The 19,918-nt window shown below is 68.0% G+C and carries 16 protein-coding genes; 4 read left to right on the plus strand and 12 right to left on the minus strand.

Annotated elements, in window-relative coordinates; all coding sequences use genetic code 11:
- Positions 1–4,675, minus strand: a 4,675-nt coding sequence (locus IU459_RS17140) for a beta strand repeat-containing protein (protein ID WP_324198904.1), incomplete at its 3' end; no start/stop codon positions are given.
- A 353-nt stretch (positions 4,676–5,028) separates the two neighbouring features.
- Here IU459_RS17140 and IU459_RS17145 point away from each other — a divergent pair.
- Both IU459_RS17145 and IU459_RS17150 read left to right on the plus strand, forming a co-directional pair.
- Positions 5,029–5,568, plus strand: coding sequence for a GNAT family N-acetyltransferase (locus tag IU459_RS17145; RefSeq protein WP_195130553.1), 540 nt, complete (start codon positions 5,029–5,031; stop codon positions 5,566–5,568).
- Between the two features lie 187 nt (positions 5,569–5,755).
- The gene (locus tag IU459_RS17150) at positions 5,756–6,649 is read left to right on the plus strand and encodes a hypothetical protein (RefSeq protein ID WP_195130554.1); all 894 of its coding nucleotides are present in this window, start codon (positions 5,756–5,758) and stop codon (positions 6,647–6,649) included.
- Positions 6,650–6,656: 7 nt separating this feature from the next.
- On the opposite strand, the gene IU459_RS17155 is transcribed toward IU459_RS17150, so the two are convergent.
- The 7 genes from IU459_RS17155 to IU459_RS17185 all read right to left on the minus strand — a co-directional run bounded on the left by IU459_RS17155 (position 6,657) and on the right by IU459_RS17185 (position 15,101).
- Positions 6,657–7,811, minus strand: coding sequence for an SCO2521 family protein (locus IU459_RS17155; RefSeq protein ID WP_228838059.1), 1,155 nt, complete (start codon positions 7,809–7,811; stop codon positions 6,657–6,659).
- Positions 7,801–8,808, minus strand: coding sequence for an SCO2522 family protein (locus IU459_RS17160; protein ID WP_195130555.1), 1,008 nt, complete (start codon positions 8,806–8,808; stop codon positions 7,801–7,803). Before IU459_RS17160 ends, IU459_RS17155 begins: the two co-directional genes overlap by 11 nt.
- A 58-nt stretch (positions 8,809–8,866) precedes the next feature.
- Positions 8,867–9,778: an SCO2523 family variant P-loop protein gene (locus tag IU459_RS17165; RefSeq protein ID WP_067478201.1), complete on the minus strand. Its 912-nt coding sequence runs from the start codon at positions 9,776–9,778 to the stop codon at positions 8,867–8,869.
- A gap of 2 nt (positions 9,779–9,780) precedes the next feature.
- Positions 9,781–11,673, minus strand: a complete 1,893-nt coding sequence (locus tag IU459_RS17170) for an SCO2524 family protein (protein ID WP_324198905.1) — start codon at positions 11,671–11,673, stop codon at positions 9,781–9,783.
- Between the two features lie 171 nt (positions 11,674–11,844).
- Positions 11,845–12,696, minus strand: coding sequence for a TIGR02569 family protein (locus IU459_RS17175; protein WP_195130556.1), 852 nt, complete (start codon positions 12,694–12,696; stop codon positions 11,845–11,847).
- 58 nt (positions 12,697–12,754) lie between these two features.
- Entirely contained in the window at positions 12,755–13,939 is a 1,185-nt protein-coding gene (moeZ, locus tag IU459_RS17180; protein WP_195130557.1) for an adenylyltransferase/sulfurtransferase MoeZ, read from the minus strand.
- 127 nt (positions 13,940–14,066) lie between these two features.
- Complete coding sequence (locus tag IU459_RS17185; RefSeq protein WP_324198906.1) at positions 14,067–15,101, minus strand: DUF3152 domain-containing protein; 1,035 nt, start codon at positions 15,099–15,101, stop codon at positions 14,067–14,069.
- Positions 15,102–15,521: 420 nt separating this feature from the next.
- Here IU459_RS17185 and IU459_RS17190 point away from each other — a divergent pair, with 420 nt between their 5' ends.
- Positions 15,522–16,187, plus strand: a complete 666-nt coding sequence (locus IU459_RS17190; RefSeq protein ID WP_195130559.1) for a TetR/AcrR family transcriptional regulator — start codon at positions 15,522–15,524, stop codon at positions 16,185–16,187.
- Positions 16,188–16,271: 84 nt separating this feature from the next.
- Here IU459_RS17190 and IU459_RS17195 read toward each other — a convergent pair whose 3' ends face one another.
- Both IU459_RS17195 and IU459_RS17200 read right to left on the minus strand, forming a co-directional pair.
- The gene (locus tag IU459_RS17195; protein ID WP_067478220.1) at positions 16,272–16,499 is read right to left on the minus strand and encodes a DUF3107 domain-containing protein; all 228 of its coding nucleotides are present in this window, start codon (positions 16,497–16,499) and stop codon (positions 16,272–16,274) included.
- Between the two features lie 67 nt (positions 16,500–16,566).
- Positions 16,567–17,127 (minus strand): YceI family protein, encoded by a 561-nt coding sequence (locus tag IU459_RS17200; protein ID WP_195130560.1) that lies wholly within the window; start codon positions 17,125–17,127, stop codon positions 16,567–16,569.
- A gap of 101 nt (positions 17,128–17,228) precedes the next feature.
- On the opposite strand from IU459_RS17200, the gene IU459_RS17205 reads away from it, so the two are divergent.
- A complete protein-coding gene (locus tag IU459_RS17205) occupies positions 17,229–18,074 on the plus strand; it encodes a helix-turn-helix domain-containing protein (RefSeq protein WP_195130561.1) in 846 nt (281 codons plus the stop codon).
- Between the two features lie 2 nt (positions 18,075–18,076).
- Here IU459_RS17205 and IU459_RS17210 read toward each other — a convergent pair whose 3' ends face one another.
- Complete coding sequence (locus tag IU459_RS17210) at positions 18,077–18,778, minus strand: ferritin-like fold-containing protein (RefSeq protein ID WP_195130562.1); 702 nt, start codon at positions 18,776–18,778, stop codon at positions 18,077–18,079.
- 27 nt (positions 18,779–18,805) lie between these two features.
- Positions 18,806–19,861: an alpha/beta fold hydrolase gene (locus IU459_RS17215; RefSeq protein WP_195130563.1), complete on the minus strand. Its 1,056-nt coding sequence runs from the start codon at positions 19,859–19,861 to the stop codon at positions 18,806–18,808.
- Between the last annotated feature and the right edge of the window lie 57 nt (positions 19,862–19,918).

Here is a 19,918-nt window from a genome sequence, read left to right on the forward strand (position 1 = left end):
CGTATCCGTAAGCCACCGCGTTGCTGGTACCACCCGTCGTGGTAACAGTGACCCCGACGATGCCAGCGGCACGCGCAGGGGCCACCGCGGTGACCTCGGTGTCCGAGACCACGGTGAACGACGTAGCGGGTGTCGTGCCGAAGCGGACGGCAACGGTTCGGGTGAAGTTGGTACCGGTAAGGGTGACGGTATTGCCACCGGTGACCGGCCCGAAGCGGGGAGCGACCGTGGTAAGCGTCGGAGCCGGGGTGAAGCCGTAGAGAACACCGCTGCTCGTACCACCCCGCGTGGTGACGGTGATCGCCACAGTGCCGGTGCGCGCGGGAGCGACGGCCGTGATCTGGGTATCGGAGACCACGGTGAACGAAGTGGCCGGCGTGATCCCGAAGCGGACGGCGGTAGTTCCGGTGAGGTTCGTACCGGTGAGAGTGACAGTGTTGCCGCCGGTCTCGGGCCCGAAACGGGGAGCCACGCCGGCGAGTGCCGGGCGCGGCACGTAGGCGTAGGCCACCGGGTTGCTGGTGCCGCCCGCGGTGGTGACGGTTACGTTCGCCGAGCCGGACCCGGCAGGCACGACCGCCGTGATCTGGGAATCCGACACCACGGTGAACGAAACCGCCTGGTTGGCACCGAAGTCCACCGACGTCGCGTCGGTGAAGCCGCTGCCGGTGAGGATGACCGTGTTGCCGCCGGTTTCGGGTCCGGAGTTGGGGACCACCGTGGTGACCGCAGGCACCGGGACGTAGTCATAGCGGACGCCGCCGGTGGTGCCGCCCGTCGTGGTGACAGTGACGTCGACCGTGCCGGTCCCGGCCGGCACGACCGCGCTTATCTCGGTATCCGAGACCACGGTGAAGGAAACCGCCGCTGTTCCACCGAAATCAACCGCGCTTACCTCAGTGAATCCGGTGCCGAGGAGGCTGACTGTATTGCCGCCGGTCTCCGGACCGGAGCCAGGGCTGACGGAGTCGAGGGTCGGTGCCGGGACGAACGTGTAGAGGGCACCGTTGCTGGTACCGCCGGAAGCGGTGACGGTGACCGCGGTGGTGCTGTTGTGTTCCGGAGCGAACGCCGCGACCGCGGCTATGCCGGTAGCGGCCCGAGCGTTCGGTGTGTCGGTGTGCGCGGGAGCAACCGCCGTGATCTCGGTATCCGACACCACAGTGAACGAGGCCGCGGCAGTGGGACCGAAGTTCACGGCGGTGGCGGTGCTGAATCCCGTCCCGGTGAGGGTGACGGCGTTGCCACCGGTCTCCGGGCCGGTGCCGGGAACGATCGGGGCGAGTGTCGGCGCCGGAACATACGTATAGGCCACCGCGTTGCTGACCCCACCCGCGGTGGTGACGGTTACATTCACCGAGCCGGTCCCGGCAGGCACGACAGCGCTGATCTCGGTGCCCGACACGACGGTGAACGAAACCGCCGGTGTCCCGTCGAAGTTCACCGCCGTCGCACCGGTGAGATCGGTGCCGGTCAGGATGACGGTGTTGCCGCCCGTCTCCGGACCGGAGTCCGGCGCCGCCGAAGCCAGCGTCGGCACCGGAACGTAGGTATAGGAGAAGCCGTTGCCGACGCCACCCGGCGTCGTGACCGTGACCGTGACCGTCCCGGTCCCAGCGGGAGCGACCGCGCTGATCTCGGTTTCCGACACCACCGTGAAGGAAACCGCCGCTGTCCCATCGAACTCGACCGCGCTAGCCGCAGCCAATCCGGTCCCGGTCAGCGTGACCGTGTTGCCACCGGGCTCCGGACCGGAGTCAGGGACCAACGCGGCAAGGGTCGGCGCCGGAACATAGTTGTAGAGGACGCCGTTGCTGGTACCGCCGATAGCCGTGACGGTCACCGCCGCCGTCCCGGTACGCGCAGGCACGACCACCCTGAGCTCGGTATCCGACACCACAGTGAACGAAGGCGCCGGAGTCAGACCGAAGTTCACAACAGTCGTGCCGGTGAAGTTCGTGCCGGTCAGGGTCACGGTGTTGCCACCGCTCTCCGGACCGGAATCGGGAACCACCGAGGCGAGGGTCGGTGCCGGGACATAGGTATACGCCACCGGATTGCTGACGCCACCCGCCGTAGTGACGGTGACGTCCACCGAACCCGTCCCCGCACAAGCGACCGCGGTGATCCGCGAATCGGAAACCACGGTGAACGAAACCGCTTCGTTGCCACCGAAATTCACCGCAGTAGTCCCAGTGAGCCCCGTTCCGGTCAGGATGACGGTGTTCCCGCCCGTCTCGGGACCGGAGTCCGGGACCACCGAAGCCAGCATCGGCGCCGGGACATAGATGTAGGAGACACCGTTGCTGTCACCGCCCGGGGCGGTGACCGTGACGGTGACGGCACCGGTCCCGGCAGGTACGACCGCGCTGATCTCGGCATCCGAAACCACCGAGAACGCGGTCGCGGCGGTCCCGTCGAAGTGCACGGCCGTCGCGCCGGTGAATTCGGCACCGTGCAGCGTGACGGTGTTGCCACCGGCCTCCGGACCGGAGCCTGGGACGACGGAGGTGAGCGTCGGCGCTGGAATGTAGGTGTAGGTCACCGGGTTGCTGAGGCCGCCCGTGGTGGTGACGGTGACATCGGCCAAGCCGGATCGCGGGGGTACGACCGCGGTGATCGTGGTGTCGGAGACGACGGTGAAGGAGATCGCCGGTGTCCCATTGAAATGCACGGCGGTGGCGCCGGTGAGGTCCGCGCCGGTCAAGGTGACGGTGTTGCCACCCGTCTCCGGACCGGAGTCGGGGACGATCGAGGCGAGGGTCGGAGCCGGGACATAGGTGTAGGTCGCCGGGCTGCTGGTGCCGCCCGCGGTGGCAACAGTGACATCGACGATGCCGGTGCCCGCAGGCGCCAAGGCGCTGATCTGGGTATCCGAGACGACGGTGAAAGCAATCGCGGTATTCGCGCCGAAACGGACCGCGGTGGTACCGCGGAGATTCGCGCCGGTGAGGACGACGGTGTTGCCACCGGTCTCCGGCCCTGCGTTCGGGACAACGGAGCCCAGTGCGGGTGCAGGGACGTAGGTGTAGGCCACCGTGTTGCTGGTGCCACCTGTCGCGGTGACGGTGATATCCCGTCTGCCAGTACCTGTGGGGGCGACGGCGCTGATCTCGGTGTCGGAGACCACGGTGAACGCGGTCGCCGGAGTCGCGCCGAAACGGACGGCGCTGGTGCCGGTGAATCCGGTGCCCCTGATGACGACAGTGTTCCCGCCCGTCTCGGGCCCGGAGTTCGGGGTGGTCGAAATCAATGTCGGTGCGGCGACATACGTGTAGACGACCGCGTTGCTGGTGCCGCCCACCGTGGTGACCGTGACTACGACGGGTCCTGCGGTCCCGGCGGGCGCCACGGCGGTGATCGTGCTGCCGGAGACGACGGTGAAGGAGATCGCCGGTGTCCCATTGAAATGCACGGCGGTGGCACGGATCAGGTTCGTTCCGGTGAGCGTCACGGTATTACCACCGCGCTCGGGACCGGAACCCGGGGCGATCGAGGCGAGCGCAGGTGCCGGGACGTAGGTGTAGGTCACCGGGTTGCTGGTGCCGCCCGTGGTGGCGACGACGACACCGACGGTGCCGGTACCCGCAGGCACCGAAGCGCTGATCTGGGTGTCCGAGACGACCGTGAAAGCGATCGCGGTGTTCGAACCGAAATGAACGGCCGTGGCACCTCTGAGGTTGGTGCCGGTGAGAACGACGGTGTTGCCACCGGTCTCCGGACCGGAGCCCGGGATCACCGAGCCGAGTGCGGGAACGGGGACATAGGTGTAGGAAACGGTGTTGCTGGTGCCGACGATCGTGGTGACGGTGACATCGGCTGTGCCGTTTCCCGCCGGCGCTACGGCGGTGATCTGGGTATCGGAATCGACGGTGAAGGCAATCGCCGCTGCCGCACCGAACCTCACAGCGGTCGCTCCGGTGAATCCGGTGCCGCTGAGGACGACGGTGTTGCCGCCTGCCGCCGGACCGGAGCTGGGGCTGACCGAGATCAGCGTCGGCACGGTGGCGTAGGTGTAGCTCACCGCGTTGCTGATACCGCCCGAAGTGATGACGGTGACCTGCACAGTTCCCGTCCCAGGAGGAGCGATCGCGGTGATCCGCGTCGGCGAATCGACGGTGAAGGTGGTCGCCTTGGAACCGAATCGCACCGTTACGGGACCGGTGAATCCGGTGCCGGTTATCACCACCGCATTGCCCCCGGAGGGCGGGCCCGAAGTCGGTGAGACCGAAGCGAGAGTCGGGAGTACGACAAAGATGTAGGGCAGTGGGTTGCTCGTGCCGACCGGGGCGCTGACGGTCACCGGAACTATGCCGGTACCCGGTGGAACCACTGCGGTGATCTGGGCATCCGAAACCGCGGTGAACGAACTGGCCGGAGTACTACCGAAATTCACGCCGGTCGCACTGGACAGACCCGATCCGTGGAGAGTGACCGTGATCCCAGTTGGCCCTTGGGTGGGACTGATCGAGGTCAGCGACGGAACCGCCACATAGGTGTAGGGCAGAGCGTTGCTCGTGCCGTCCGGCAGTGCGGTGACAGTGACCGGCACCGTGCCTGTTCCGGCCGGGGCGATGGCCGTGATCCGAGTGCCGGAGTCGACGGTGAACGTGGTCGGCACCGAGCCGAAGCGCACGGTCAGCGGACCGGGACCGAACCCGGTGCCGGTTATCACCACACGATTGCCTCCGGAAGCCGGACCCGAAATCGGTGAAAGCGAGGTGACAGTAGGCATGGGCCTGCCCTCCGACGGTGACTCGAGGTGGAAACGGTGATACGCATCGGTGCCGACTTGCCGTAGTCGGCTCTATCCAGTAAGGCTTAGGCCGCAACATCTCGGCAACGAATCCGCGCTCCGATTTTGTCCGTTTTCAGATCACGCCGACCCGGACGACTATCGAGGTGAACGGAAAACTTGCCCGCCGAAGCTATTCGGAGAGCGGCGCGTTCGGCCGTCTCCGGCCGGTGAACCCCGCCTGCGCACTACTCTGGAAGCTGGACGCACAGCGGGGTGACAGGGGTGAGCGTTTGAACATCGCGAAAGGGGTTGGGGCGCCGGTGTTCCGGTCTGCCATCCTGGCGGATCTCGGGGAGATCGCTACGCTCGAGCAGACCGAGTTCGGTGAGCTGGCATACCCGTACTTCGCGCTGCGCCAGCTCTTCGATCTGCACGGAGGTCATTGGGTTGTCGCTGATCTCGACGGCGCCTTCTGCGGCTACGCGATGGTGGCGCTCGGCTCGCCGCAGTGTGCCTGGGTGATCGGGCTCGCGATCGCGCCGCAGTGCCGCGGCCGCGGCTACGGGCGGGCGCTTCTGGATGACGCGCTGGAACGCTGCCGGATCGCCGATGTGGAGGATGTGTTCCTCACCGTCCGGCCGACCGATCAACCGGCGTCGAACCTGTACAAGACAGCCGGATTCGTCTGGGCCGCATACGAAGAGCACTACTTCGGGGCGGGCGAGCCGCGCGACGTCCTGGTACGGCGAATCCAGCACAGACCGGCGCCACCGCCGATCACCGATCCCGCCTCGGACATCTGGCGCAAGCGCGGGCGACGCCCCGACTAGGCGGCTGCCTCGCCTCCGCAGCGCGGGGCAACCGACGGACTGCGCCTTCCGCCTGCCTCGCCCCACTCGGCCCGGCACAGCTATGGACGGAATTTCGTTCGGATGCGCCCGTAATGCGATGAATTCCGTTGGTATGGTGGGATGTTACGCCGTCATGACGGACAGGCTGCGGGGGAGGACGCTCTCGATGACCGACTACGACAACCCGGTCACCCACGTGCAGTTCGGGAACTCACCCGACATCTGGATCGACCAGCACGCCACGGGCTACGCGCAGGAAGTCGCGGACTACTTGGACGAGCTGAGCGCCGGGACCAGGCAGCCGGACGAGAAGCAGCTGCTGGATTCGTTCAACAATCACGTCGAAAAGGTGGTCACCGCTTTCGATCACACGAAGGTCAAGCATCGTGGTGACAGCCTGCTCTTCTCCGATATCTACGCCGCCGCCGACGACAACACCGCGATGGACGAGGTGCTCCAGCGCGCCCATGTCGAGCTGCTGATGGCGCTGCTGGCCGCGGAGGTCGAGCTGCGCGGACCGCTGAGCCTGAGCCGGACCCAGAACATCCGGTTGGCCGAGATCTACGAGGACCTCGGCCACCGGCTCCTCGCCGCCGCGCTGCCGGGCCGGCGGACCAAGACGTTTCTCCCCGGGCACGCGGCCATGGCCTTCCTGCGCGCGTCGGGTCTGCACGCGCTCAACGAGGACGTCGACGCGCAGGACCGGTGCGGCCTCGCCTTGGCCAGAGCCCGCAGGTCGGCGACCTATCCCGCCTGGCGCCGCAGCGTCGGCTGGATCTCGGACCTGCTGTGCGGCTATGGCTATCGGCCGTTCCGGCTACTCGGCTGGATAGCCGCGCAACTACTCCTGTTCACCGTCGCACTGTGGCTGAGCACGTCCCTTCCGGTCACCACAGCGCTGCACATGTGCCTGATCAATTTCCTCAATCCGGTGGGTCTCGGCGATCTGCAAGAGGTCGGCCGGATCGGACGCGCCCTGCTCATGGTCGAGGCGTACGCCGGGATCGTGTCCACCTCGGTGTTCTTCGCGCTGCTGGTCCGCCGGTGGTTCCGGCTGTGACCGGAGTTCAATCCGGTGCGTTGATCGTGGAGGCGCGCATGGCGGCCAATGTGGCCACCGACATGCGGTCGCGCAGCTGGCCCACCCGCGCCGACCACTCGCGGGTGAAGCCGGGGTCGCGATCCAGTTGCTCCCACAGGCCGCGCAGCGCCGCGGGCGTGTGGGCGCCGGGCATCCACAAGTGCGCCAGGTTCGTCAGCAACGGCGCGATTATCGCGGCCGACTCCGCGCTGGACGGCGGGTAGAGGTCGGCCTCCTCGACCACGGTGTCCGCGACGGTGAGCAGCCAGTCGTGCAGCGCGAGGTCCTCGCAGAAGCGGTCCGCCACAGCGAGTTCCGCCTCGTCACGCACGGTCACCAGGACCGTGCGCACCAGTTCGTCCTGCAATTGGAACGTCAGCATGGGGCGGGGCACGTCGGCGATCCGCGCGGCCCAGCGCAGCCGCGCCGTTCGCGTCTGCATCGGCGCGTGCTGATCCAGGCGCATGTCCATCCGGATCTTGGCGAGGAGCCGCTGACTGATCGAGGCCAGATCCAGAACGCCGTCGGGCTGCTCGCCCGCGGCGAGGAAACCGTCGGCCAGCTCCCCGCTGGTCGCCTCGGTGACCCGCGAGACCACCTCCGTCACCCCGACCCGGGTCAGGTAGTGCGACCAGGTCTGTCGCTGCTTCACCTCGGCGGGGACGACCGTGGTGTGCGCCGAACTCTGCAGCACTCGTCCGCCGACGACCACCGCGTTGGTCGCCACCGTCCCGATCGCGCGCACATTGCCACGCGGCTTGGTGGCCAGCTGGCAATCGACCCCGACCGCGGTGGTCGGCGACGTGGCCAGCGTGGTCGGACGCTCCCGCCACAGCACCCGGCGTCCGGGTATCAGCGCGAGCAGTTCCTCCAGCAGGTCGCGTCCGAGCGCCGTCGAATCCGGCACCAGGCAGGTACGGATCTCGCCCAGCAGAATCAGCGGTCCGGCGGCGGAAGGCGCTGGCGCCGAACTCGTTCCGGGCACAGCCCGCTCGGACCTTCCCGCCAGCGGCGGCCTCCGCACCGACCGCCGGCCGCGCCCCTCCCTGGCCACGGCCGCCAACCGGCGCAGCCGCTCGCCGTGCGAGGGCTGGTCACGGCCGGAACAGGAGTGCGACGCTCCGCTCATATCACGACCCATCCAGCAGATAGTGACTCATCCGCTCGGTCACCTTGCGCGGCACGGTGACCGGGACGTCCTCGTCGCCGCCCCGGGCGATGATCTGCTCGACCACTTCCTCCTCGAGATCGATGTGATCCAGGATTACCCGCACCGCGTGTTCGATACCCAGATACCGCTGCGGCAACAGCGACAGCGACCGATAGGCGGCGAACGGTTTGGCCTGCGGGTTGAGTTTCACGACGGCGGGCATCTCCCACCACTGCGGCGGCCAGCCGTCCTCCGGCCGCCACAGCTGCGGGTCGACGACGGGTTCGCCGTCGTAGCGCAGCATCCCGAGCCGCTGCAGCTGCCAGATCGACGCGAGGAACGGGCACGACCATTTGGTGTGCACCTCGGCCCGGCCGTTCACCTTCTTGGTCTGCTTGCTCCACATCTGCACGTCGAGGAAGATCGAGTGCTCGCGCCTGCCGAACTCCTCCGGCGGCTCGTACGGCAGGCGGTGCATGGCCTGGCCGGGCTCGTCGTCGGAGGCCCTGCGCCCGTTGCACAGCCAGCCGGACTCCGCGGTCGGCGGGCGGCGTCCGTTCGATCCCTCCGACGGCTCGGCCACGATCCGCGCGGCCACCATCTCCGCCAACGGGATACGGCGATCACCGGCCGATGGCGCCTCGAAGCATCCCGCCTCGCGGGCCAGATAGTCGATGGTCACGCCGCACTCCGCGGCGGCGCCGAGCAGCTTGCCGAGTATCTCCCCCGGATCGGTGTCGTGCCGGAAGTAGTCGTCGATCAGGAAGCAGGTGCTCACCCGCGCACGCGGCCCGAACTCGGCCTGCGCCGCGGCGGTGAACGCCGGGATCAGCGGTGCGACCTTGCGGAACTGCGCACGGATACGATCCTCGCCGTTGCTCAGATCGTTCATGTAGAAGTGGCCCACCTCGATGGAAAGGTGGGACAACGGGACCTGGGCGACCCGCGGTCGCTCGGTCGCCTCGCTATAGCCTGCTACGTGATCCAATGCTGATCGACAACCCTTCCGGGATCGTGCTTTCGCGAAAGCGCGGGCGAGTTCGGATCTATTCCCAGGTCGCGGCGTGCAGGAGCCGACCGGCTAGCTGGTTGAAGGCGGCGGCGGTCTCCTCGTTGGCGATGCTGTTGGCGACATCGGCGTCCAGGATGATCTGCTCACGCCATTGCAGCACGGGCTCCACCGGGGTCTTGCCGAGCAAGGATGTCGCGCCGAGCCGGTTCTTGCCCGCCAACGTGACCAAGGCCCCGTTCTGTTCCTGCAACCACTTGACCTGCGCCGCGCCGGGGCCGCCGGTCATCTCGTTCACTTGCGGCACCGCGGTGCGCACGTAGCGAATGTTCGCGAGCAGTTTCCGCGAGTCGTGCTTCCAGTGGCTGCCGGTCTCCAGCAAGCCGTGCGGACCGTGGACCAGTCCGCTGGCCGCCAGGATGTGCTGGCGGGTCCAGCGGTGGAAGACCAGCCAGCGCACTGTCTTCGAGGCCAGCTGCGGCGCCGCCGTCGCGCGCAGCGCCAACTCCATCGCCAGCGAGCGGCCCGCACTCAGGTCCACGAAACAGACCTTGAACTCCTGTTCCAGGCCGACGAACAGTTCCGTGCAGCGGCGCACCACGTCGTCGTTGATGCTGTCGAACTCCGCGCCGCCTTCGTCACCGGGGAACAGGACCAGCCGCCCGGTCCTGGTCCGCATCTTGCGCAAGCCGACGCGATCGGTCTTGGCGCGCACGTCGATCTGCCTGGCGATGCCGTTCTTCCCGAGCAGATACTCGTGCAGCCCGTCCCCATCGGGGGTTCCCCGCTCCACGGAACCGATTTCGAACAGGGCGCCCGCGGTCGGTGAACCGAAGTCGAAATCGAGATAAGCCACGCTCATCCCGCTGAGGCACAGACGGTAGGCGAGATTGCAGCTGGTCACCGAACGTCCGGTACCGCCCTTGTCGGAGGTCGCGAACACGATCATGGTTACGTGGCCCTTGTCGCGTCCATGCGGGCATAGGCCAGCTTGTGCAGTTCGCGCAGCGCGTCGGCGGCGAGCACGAACGCCGTGCCCGCCTGCCTGCGGGCCACCAGCTGCCTGGCTTGCTCGAGGTTCTCCTCCACCCGGTCGAGGGTGATCCGGTTCTCCGAGACGTCGTCGATGCTGACGCTCAGCATTTCCTGGTTGAGCAGGTGCTCGGCCTCGTTGAGCAGTTCCACCGCGCGCACCACCATCGCCGGGGATGTCAACGGCGGCTCGCGGAACGTGCGGTCCGCGCTGACCAGGCATTCGATCACACGCTCGGTCATGTACCAGGACGGCTTCGTCTCCCGCGCCGTGCCGTTGCCGAAGACTCCGGCGGGATCGTCCCAGAGCCCGGCCGCGAGACCGGTGGTGATGATGCGCGCTTCCAGATGATCCATCGTCGACTTGGCCAGATCCATCAGCCGGTCGCGGGCGGTGATATTGCTGGAGAGCCTGGCGGCCTGCAACAGCCGCTTCAACAGCACAGCGGCGAAATCCGATACCTCCCACTGCAACAGCGGACCGTCGTCGACAGATTCCGTGCCGCGCAAGGACAATCGCACGCCCGGCGCGTGCATCTGCACTGCGGGGTCGTCACGCGTGGTCCTGCGGATGATCCGGCCACGTCTGGCCAGTTCGTCGAAAATCGCCACGGCTCTGGTCAAGTCGTCATCGGAGGCGGTGCGGTTGATCAGATCCTGGATCAGCACGGCGGACACGATGAGACTGAAGTAGTCCGATTCCTCGCCGTCGGAGGTGCGCCACGGGATGTCCTCCAGCGGCCATGAGCCGGACCCGAACCGGGCCACCGTCGACCAGTAACGCTGGGTCAGGTCCCAGCGGATCCGCAGCGCTTCGGCCAGCCGGTACTGCTGTTCGTCGAGCAGGTCCAGTTCCCTGGTGCGCTGGGAGATCAAGTCGTTGATGCCGTCCAGCGCGATGACGGTGAAGTACAGGTAAGGACGCGGATCGGCGATACCGGGCTGCATGGCGATGGCGGCGTCCACGAAGCCGACCGGAGCCGCGTCGCGAACCAGGCCCCAGCTCCAGCCGCATTCGAACAGCAGTTCCTCATCGTCCAGCTCGGTGTCCGGCGTCTGCCCGAGCGTGATGTCGTTGCGCAGCCGGGCGCGGACCCGCTCCAGGCTGCGCGTGATGCCCTCGGCGACCGATTTGCTGGGCAGGTCGCTCTGATTGAGCATGCCCAGCATTACTTGTCCCGCCTCGGATTTCGGCTCGACCGTATTGACCACGAAACTGCGGACCAGACCCGTCATCGCGGCGGTGAGGCGGGCGCTGAGTCTGCCGGTGAGCTTCTCGATCCGGTCGATGAGAGTGGCGCGCCCCTCCGCACGGACCCAGCCCTCGTAGACCCGCAGGAAGCGCAGCCCGGCCAGACACAGCGTCAGCGACATGGAGTACGAGTCGACGACCTCGATTTCACGCTGCACCGCAGTGGGTTCGCGCTCGTCGGCCGAGCGCAGGTAGCTGCCCGCGGCGAAGATGGGCTCGCCGTCCGGTTCGCCGGCACTGTCCGGTTCGCCGTCCGGTCCGATCCGGTTGGTATTGCGGAGAATGTAGTCCTCCAGCAAGGCGATCACGACGGTTCCGATCTTCGTCTGACCGCCGAACGGCGACAGGACCGAACTGACGTCGTCGGCCATGCTGTCGGGACGATCCAGCGCGAGACTCTCGATCTCGGTGGCCGGATACAGCAGACACAGCAGTTGCTCGGAATCGCTGATCGAATTGGCGGCCATGCGACCGCCCCAGTGCCACTCGGCACCGTCCCAGGACACGGATAGCGCGGAGCGCCACAGATCCAGAATCTGTTGCCGCGGTTGAATTCTCACCCTACCCCGTCCTCACACCCCTCGTCGCGGACCGCGCTGATCTCCAACCCGGCGGAGACTCACGGCGGCGATACTGCGGAAAACTTATCACGGGGGAACCCGCTGCGTCGGTCTCCGCACGATTTACCTAGCACTGTACGGAAAGCATTCCGAACAGCGGATATTCCGGACTCAGAGAGTCAGTCGGACCATGTCGGCGGTGCGGGCCAGACCGGGGAACGCCTCCGGCGTCGAGCGCGGGTGCAGCGCGTGCACCGCGAGCCGGAACATGACCGCCCGCAACAACATCTGCGGCCACTCCGGAAGATCGGTCCAGCGATCCAGCAATCCGTCGTCCGCGCCGCCCCACGCCAGCGCGTCCACCACGATCACCGCGGCCGCCCACGGCACCGGCCGCCAGTACGGGGTGATATCGGTGAGACCGGGAGTGTGCGCACCGGCGAACAACACGGTGCCGAAGAGGTCGCCGTGCACCAACTGCGCCGGTGTCTGCACCGGCTTGCGCAGCGTGGCCAGCTGGCCGATGAGTTCCAGGCTGCGCTGGCCGTCCGGCGAGGTGGACAGCAGCGCACCGCCCGCGCGCAAGGTGCGCAGCGGCACCGCCTCCCACGCGGCGCGATCCGCGGCGACGAACACGTCCACGTCAACCCAGGGCACGACCGGCGGCTGCGATAGGAAGCGGGGCCGCTCCAACTCGGCCGTAGCCTGATGCAGCCGCAGCGACACCGAGACCACCTCGTCGTGCCGGGGTTCCGGTACCCCTTCCAGATAGGTGTCCGCGCGCCAGCCGGACACGACGTAGCGGCCGTCGGTGGCGCGCACCGGGCGGGCCAGCCGCAGCCCGTCCACCCGCAACGTCTCCCGCACCTTCGCCGACCACGCCGCGCGCGCGTGATCGGCGACCGGACTGAGCACCACATCCCCGCAGCGCCAGCCACCTTCCCAGTCGCCGAGGGAAACCGGGGTCACTTCGCGCAGACCGAACGTGGCGCGCACATGCTCGGGAGGTTCCACAGAAGTCACGGCCGTACGGTACGTCGTGTCTGATTTGGCGCGCTTGCGGCGCGCCGTGTTCGCGGCTCTAGTACACCGGCAGTGATCTGTCGATCTGGTTGGCCCAGGCGATCACGCCGCCTTGCAGGTGGGTGGCGTCGGCGAAGCCCGCGCGTTTCAGGGCGGCCAGGGCTTCGGCGGAGCGCACGCCGGTCTTGCAGTGCAGCACGATCGGGCGGTTCTGCGGCAGCTCGGCCAATGCCTCGCCGGACAGGATGCGGTCCTTCGGGATCAGCTTGGCGCCCTCGATGTGCACGATGTCCCATTCGACCGGCTCGCGCACGTCGATCAGCTCGATCTCCTTGCCCGCGTCGAACAGGTCCTTGAGTTCGCGCGCGGTGATGGTGGACCCGGCCACGGCCGCTTGGCCCTCCTCGGACACCACCCCGCAGAACGCCTCGTAGTCGATCAGCTCGGTGATCGGCTGGCGCTCCGGGTCGCGGCGCAGCTTGATCGTCCGGTAGTTCATGTCCAGTGCGTCGTACACCATCAGCCTGCCCAGCAGGGGGTCGCCGATGCCGGTGATCAGCTTGATCGCCTCGGTCACCATCACCGACCCGATCGACGCGCACAGCACGCCGAGCACACCGCCCTCGGCGCAGGACGGCACCATGCCGGGCGGCGGGGCCTCGGGGTAGAGGTCGCGGTAGTTGATGCCGCGCCCGTCCGGGGCGTCCTCCCAGAACACCGAGACCTGGCCCTCGAACCGGTAGATCGAGCCCCACACGTACGGCTTGCCCGCCAGCACGGCGGCGTCGTTGACCAGGTAGCGGGTGGCGAAGTTGTCGGTGCCGTCGACGATCAGGTCGTACTCGCGGAACAACTCGACGGCGTTCTCCGGCTCCAACCGGAGCTTGTGCAGCCGCACGTCGATGCCGGAGTTGATCTCCAGGATGGAGTCGCGCGCGCTGTCGGCCTTGGAGCGGCCGATGTCGGATTCCCCGTGGATGATCTGGCGCTGCAGGTTGGAGGCGTCGACCTCGTCGAACTCGACGATGCCGAGTGTGCCGACGCCCGCCGCGGCGAGGTACAGCAGGGCGGGCGAGCCGAGGCCGCCCGCGCCGATCACCAGCACTTTTGCGTTCTTCAGACGCTTCTGCCCGTCCACGCCGAGATCCGGGATGATCAGGTGCCTGCTGTACCGGGCGACCTCATCCCTGGTCAGCTCCGCGGCCGGCTCCACAAGTGGCGGCAGGGACTTGGGTGATGACACGTCCAGGACTCCTCGAATCGCTTGGCCGATCGGACGGCGGTATGGCGCCGCTTCGCGGGCGCCCAACTGTGCAACACCGACGACCGGACCCTTCTTCCCGACCTATGTTCGCGCATAGCCTCGCGCTCTACCCGCGCGGGTAGGGCCAGGGGTTGAATCGGCAGCGCTTGCCGTCCATCGGGACGACGCCGTGCGGATCCAGGGCGGCGATGTCGTCGTTCTTGGTGCCGAAGGTCTGCTGCATCATCACCGGCGCGAGCCCACCGTCGGTCTCGCACGCTTGGTGCTGGTGATAGCCGATGGCGTGGCCGACCTCGTGGTTGATCAGGTACTGCCGGTAGGACCCGACATCGCCCTCGAACGCCAGCGCGCCACGCACCCAGCGGACCTCGGAGAGCACCACGCGCCTGCTGCTGGCGTTGTAGCAGGAGGTGTCGATCGGAATGTCGAAACCGCATTCCTTGCGGCTGGATCCCCGGGAGGTGAGCGAGATGCGGAAGTCGGCCCCGCCGTGGTCGACCCGGCGGAAGGCGAACTTGCGGTCGTTCGCCCAGCCCTTCGGGTTGGCGAGGGTGGAATCGATCATCTTGGCCACGGCCACGTCACCGCCCAAGGCGGAGGTGTCCACGCCGTCCTCGATCTCCACGGTGTACCGGAAGACGTTCTGCGTTCCGAAGCCGACCTGGGCGGTGGTGCCCGCCACCACGCGCCAGGTGCCCGCGCCGGTCTCGGCGAACGGGCCGCCTTCGGGCAGCGCCCCGGTGGGCAGATCGGTGGGAAAGTGCCCGTCCCCCGGCGGAGCGCCGATGATGCCCACGCTCGCGGTGCGCGGACTGAGGCTGCCGGGAGCGGGGGCCACGGCGACATTACTGGTGCCGGTGGTGCGGATCGCGTCGACGACCACCAAGACCGTGATCACGACCAGCACCGGCAGCGCGTACGCCCGCCAGCCGTAGGTGGAGACGAATCTGCCGAGTGCGCTCTGCTTCTTGGCGTCCCGGTCCGGACGGGTTCGGCCGCGGCTCTCGTCGGCGGTGGGGTCCCAGCGGGCGCGCAGCGGCTGGTGGGAACGCTCGCCTTTCTGGCGGTACAGGCCCAGCGGATCGTAGCTATCGACGCCGTCCCCATCCCGCTGCGATGGGATCGAATCGGGCTGCGGCACAGCTGATTCGGGAGTTTCCGTAGGACGCTTCCGGTTCCGCGCCGCACGGCCGGGTGATCCACCGCCCGCACCGGACCGCTTCGCCGCCCCGGTTCGAGCCGCTCCGTCCGATCGCGCCTCTGGCCAGGTTCTCGCCATGGGACCCGACCCTACGGAACCGGGCGCGCCGTAGCCAGCCGGGTCGCGCGAACCGCGCCTCCCGGCGGATTCGCTCTCCGGTCGATCGGTCACGCGGACCAGGGTCGCACAGGACCGACCTACCGATTCCGGGCACATCGCGCACCGCTTCGATGCGACAATTCTCACCGGGTGGCAACAGTTGCCCGGCCCCGATCGGCGGGCCGGCGACAACCGGGTATCGTTCATTGGATAACCCGGTGCACACCCCTTCTGCCGGGGAATCGACTGGGAGAGCCGAAAATGACTGACCTCGTGGATCGGATGACGTCCCGCAGAATGTCGTCCGAGGCCTTGGCACCTGCCAAACGCGGTACCCGCCTTCCGCGCGACGAGAGACGTCAACAGCTACTCGCGGCGGCGAGCGAAGTGTTCGTGCAGCGCGGCTACCACGCCGCGGGCATGGACGAGATCTCGCAGTGTGCCGGAGTGAGCAAGCCGGTGCTGTACCAGCACTTCAGCAGCAAACTGGAGCTCTACCTCGCGGTGCTGCAGAACTACGTGGACATGCTGGTGTCCAGCGTGCGCCAAGCGCTGCGGTCGACCACCGACAACCGGCAGCGCGTGCGCGCGGCGGTGCAGGCCTACTTCGATTTCGTGGACAACGAGATGCAGGGCTTCCGCCTGGTCTTCGAATCCGACCTGACCAGCGAGCCGCAGGTGCAGCGCCGGGTCGAGCAGGCCACCGAAGCGTGCGTGGACGCGGTCTTCGACCTGGTGGCACACGACTCCGGCCTCGACCCCTACCGCGCGCGCATCCTGGCAGTCGGGCTGGTCGGCGCGAGCCAGTTCACCGCGCGCTACTGGCTGGAGGCCGATCGGCCGATCCCGAAGGAGGAGGCGGTGGACACCACCGTCTCGCTCGCGTGGGGCGGCCTGAAGCACGTGCCGCTGCACCCGCTCGGCTGATCGGGCACACCGAAAGACGAACGAGCCCCTGTCCCCGAGCGATCGGGGGCAGGGGCTCGATGCGTGCGGGCCGGAGGCCGGAGATCAGACCGCGGCGAAACCGACGCGGCCGCTGGCGGGCGAGCCGATCTCCACGTAGGCGACCTTCGACGCCTGAATCAAGAACTTGCGGCCCTTCTCATCGGTGAGCGACAAGACCCCGCCGTCACCGCCGAGCGCACCGGACACCAGCGCCTCGACCTCGTCCTGGGTCTGCGCGCTGTTGATCACCAGCTCGCGCGGGCTATCCGAAATACCGATCTTGACCTCCACGGCCAACCTCCGAACCTGAGAGTCCTGTGCTTGTCGATTCCAGGCTAGTTGGGGCTCGGCGCGCCGTTTACTTGGGCTCGATGAGCTGGATCTCGAGTTCGATCTTCACGGTGTCGCTGAGCATGCCGGGCAACGGGCCGCCGACGCCGAAATCGGTGCGCTTGATGGTGCCGGTGGCGGAGAAGCCGGCATGCCGGTCGCCCGTCGGGCCGAAGTCCTGCACACCGCCCCACTCGACCTCCAAGGTGACCGGCTTGGTGACCGGCTTGGTGACCGTGCCGAGCGTGGCCTCACCCTGAACCTCGAAGCTCTCCGCGACGACCACGGGATGGGTGGCGCGGAAGGTCAGCGTGGGACGGTTGGCGACATCGAGGAAGTCGGCGGTGCGGATGTGCGCGTCCCGGTCGGGGTTGCCGGTGTCGAAAGAATCGAGGTGGATCGTCGCGCCGATGGTGGCCGCGCCCGACTCGTCGACCACGAATTCGGTCTCGAACCGGGTGAACCCGCCACGCACCTTGGAGATGCCGAGATGGCGAATGGTGAAGGCGACCGAGGAGTGCGCGGCGTCCAGCGCCCAGGAACCGGCTTTCAGCTGAGTGGAGGTGGTGGATTCCGAGGTAGATGTCATACCTCCGACAATGAACGGACCGCGGTCCGTTAGCCACACCGCCGTTATCCTGGACCTGACAGGGCGCGGATAACCGTGCCTGGACCAGGCACGATGGACGCATGGCTCGTAACGGATTCGGAGAGTTCCTCATCGCACGGCGCGCCGAGCTGCGGCCGGCCGACGTCGGGCTGCCCGATGGCAGGCGGCGCAGGACGCCGGGTCTGCGCCGGGAAGAGGTCGCCGTCCGCGCGGGCGTCAGCGCCGACTACCTCGCCCGGCTGGAGCAGGGCCGCGACACGAACCCTTCGGCCGCGGTGATCGACGCCCTGGCCAACGCGCTGCTGCTGCGCGGCGACGATCGCCAGTACTTCAGCATGCTCGCGCTCGCCTCGGGCAACGAATCCCGCTGCGCTCGATGCGCGGGTAGCGAATCCGCCGAAGAGCAGGTGGCCGCGACGATCGAGACGATCCTGCACGCGTTGCAGCCGACTCCCGCCTTCGTGGTCGGCCGAAAGTTGAACGTGCTGGGCTGGAACCAGGCGTGGGCGGATTTCGTTGCGCCGCTCGGCCTGCTGGACGGCCCGGATCAGCCCAATCTGGCCTGGTACACCTTCATGCACCCCGCCGCGCGGCGCGTCCTGCGCAATTGGGAGCACGCCGCCGACACCTTCAGCGCCGCCCTCTGCCGCGCCAAACTTCATCGGCCGGGCGATGATTCACTGCTGGAGATGATCGAGGCACTGCGCAGGCTCCCGGATTTCGCGGATCGCTGGAAGCCACACCGGGTCGGCGCCTCCGGCTCGGGCACGCTCCAGCTCGACCATCCGGTGCACGGACTGGTCGAGGTGCCGTTCGAGACCCTGGAGGCCGACCGCGACCAGAGCGTCGTCGTCTGGCTCCCCGACCGGGCGAGCACCCACGCACCGGGCCTCCGGCTGGTGCAGAACCGCGCCGTGAACGAGTAGCTCTAGATGCCCAGGACGGCCATGCGTTCGGCGTGACTGGCCTGCATCCGCTCGAACAGCGCGGCGATGCCGTTGAGATCGCCGGTGGCGGTGAGGACCAGATCGGTGAGCTCGTCGCGCTGCGCCATGACGTATTGGGCCTGGGTGATCGCCTCGCCGAGCAGCCGCCTGCCCCACAGCCTGAGGCGGTCGCGTTCGGAGCGGCTCTCGGTGACCGCCCGGCGCACCTCCTCGACGACGAATTCGGAGTGCCTGGTCTCGGCGAGCACGTCGCGCACCACCGCGGCGACGTCGGGAGCCAGCGCGCCGGCGATCTCGGTGTAGAAGTCCGCGGCGATGCCGTCACCGACGTAGAACTTCACCATCGACTCGAGCCAGGTCGAGGGGTCGGTGGACTGGTGATAGGCGTCCAGCGCCCGCACGAACGGCGCCATGGCGTCGAAGACGTCCGCGCCGCGCGCGGCCAGCGCGGACTCCAACGTCTTGAAGTGGTCCATCTCGGCCGCGGCCATCGTCGCCACCGCCACCTTGCCCCGCAGGGTCGGCGACAGCTTCGCCTCCTCCGCCAGCCGGTAGAACGCGGAGATCTCACCGTAGGCGAGCACCGCGAACAGATCGGTGACGCCGGGATGACTCGCGGGGATGGAGAGGTTTGCTGGGTCGGTCGACGAAACACCTAACGCGGCAGGTGACTGTGCTCCCATGCGCCCCAGCGTAATACTCGGCGCGGATTACGCGGCCTCAGCCAAGAACTTCTCCAGATAACTCCATGTCGTGTCGCGCGCGGTGGGTCCGGCCAGGATCCCCAAGTGACTACCCGGCGCGGTTTCGTAGCGAACCAGCGCAGCCCCGGTGAGGGTGCGGGTACCGGCCTCGACGGCGGCGGCCGGGGTGATCACGTCGGCGGGCCCGCCGACCAGCAGGACCGGCGCGGTCACCCGCGCCAGCTCGATGCGGCGCTCGCCGAGCCGCACGACGCCGCGTCCGATGTCGTTGCCGAGAATCAATCGGCGCCACAGCTGGCCGTAGAAGCGACCCGGATAGCCGGGCATCTCGGCCATGAAGCGATCGATGGACTCCATCCTGGCCAGCGCCTCGGTGTGGGCGATATTGCTCGCCACGAACCACGGCCTGGTCAGCTCGCGGTCCCAGGCGGTGATCTTGTAGCCGATCCGGGTCAGCGCCGCGGGGACGCCACCGGTCGCGCGGATGACGGTCGAGGTGACCCGGCCGCCGGTGAGCTTCGTGACCGCGCGCAGCTGCGGGATGCCGGTCATCCGGTCGTAGTCCAGGGGTGAGCCGACCGCCGTGATGGACCGGATCGGCAGCTCGGGGTGCGCCGCCGCGGCGAGCAGGGCCAGCGTGCCGCCGATCGACCAGCCGACCAGGTCGACGGGACGTCCGTCGCGGTCGGCGCTGGTGCGCAGCACCGCTTCGGGGAGGATGTCGTCGATCCAGTCCTCGAAACCCATGCGCCGGTCGGCGAAGGTGATCTCGCCGTAGTCGACGACGTACGGACGGTGGCCGACCTCCAGCAGGAACCGCGCCAGGCTCTGGTCGGGCCGCAGGTCGAAACAGGTGGCGGGCGCGGCGAGCGGAGGAACCAGCAGCACGGCCGAATCCGCGTCCGCCGCGATGTCCGCCGCGCGCTCGAAGCGCCGCAGTTGCCGGTGCGGCTGATCCCACAGCAGCGTCGAAGGAGTCGGGTCCGGCGCCTCGATGCCGGAGCCGAAGGTCAGAGCCCACGCGTTGCGCGCGGCAAGGGACACAGTGTCGGCAAGGCTCACGACAACGAATGTCTCACATGCCGGTACCGGCGGTAACAGCAAGTCCCGGTCCCGCGT

The sequence above is a fragment of the Nocardia amamiensis genome, assembly GCF_015477605.1.
Lineage (GTDB): Bacteria > Actinomycetota > Actinomycetes > Mycobacteriales > Mycobacteriaceae > Nocardia > Nocardia amamiensis_A.